The organism is Bacillus sp. 05T22 (assembly GCF_056396765.1).
In genome coordinates this window covers 1-501 of sequence record NZ_JBFTMC010000280.1, presented here as the reverse complement: position 1 = coordinate 501, position 501 = coordinate 1, and the positions used below count along the sequence as shown (strand labels likewise).

The following is a 501-nucleotide window of genomic DNA, read 5'->3' as shown; positions in this document are numbered from 1 at the left end:
ACCGGATGCCGTACCTTGCCGCTTTTCGCCAGCGCCGGCGAACGAGACTCGCTTTCGGGCCGGAAGCAGCGCTGCCAGTCGTGATACGTTTTCTCTAAGGCATCATAGCGTTCATCCTCTACCAGGCTGATGCCCTGCTCATAGTAGGCCCGATCCCAGTCGCTCAGCTGTTTTTCCAGCGCCGTCATCTCCAGTTCTGCCCGGGCGGGCGACCAGACGGGGCAAAAAGCCTGTGCAATGGCGCACCCTCCCAGCCCGAACATTATTACTATGCTTCGCATCTCCACACTCCCTTGTTGCTYTGCTTCGCTTATTAAATCGGCAAAATCAGAACATGGCGATAGCGTAAGTTCGCTTATGGAAAACGTATCGAAAAGTTTTTTCCCTAGCATGAAACCTGTCATCAGTACCGCGAGCCATCTTCCAGTTTTAGAGAAAAAACGCGGCAGAACAGCCGAAACGCTGCATCCTGGCCTTCACCCGTGTATACTGTGCAGGAAG

1 protein-coding gene is annotated in these 501 nt (G+C 54.0%); it reads right to left on the bottom strand.

All coding sequences use genetic code 11. The features are described from left to right. Window positions 1-281: hypothetical protein (locus AC1DIT_RS28425; protein WP_476998626.1), on the bottom strand; the 281-nt coding region annotated here is incomplete at its 3' end. Between the last annotated feature and the right edge of the window lie 220 nt (window positions 282-501).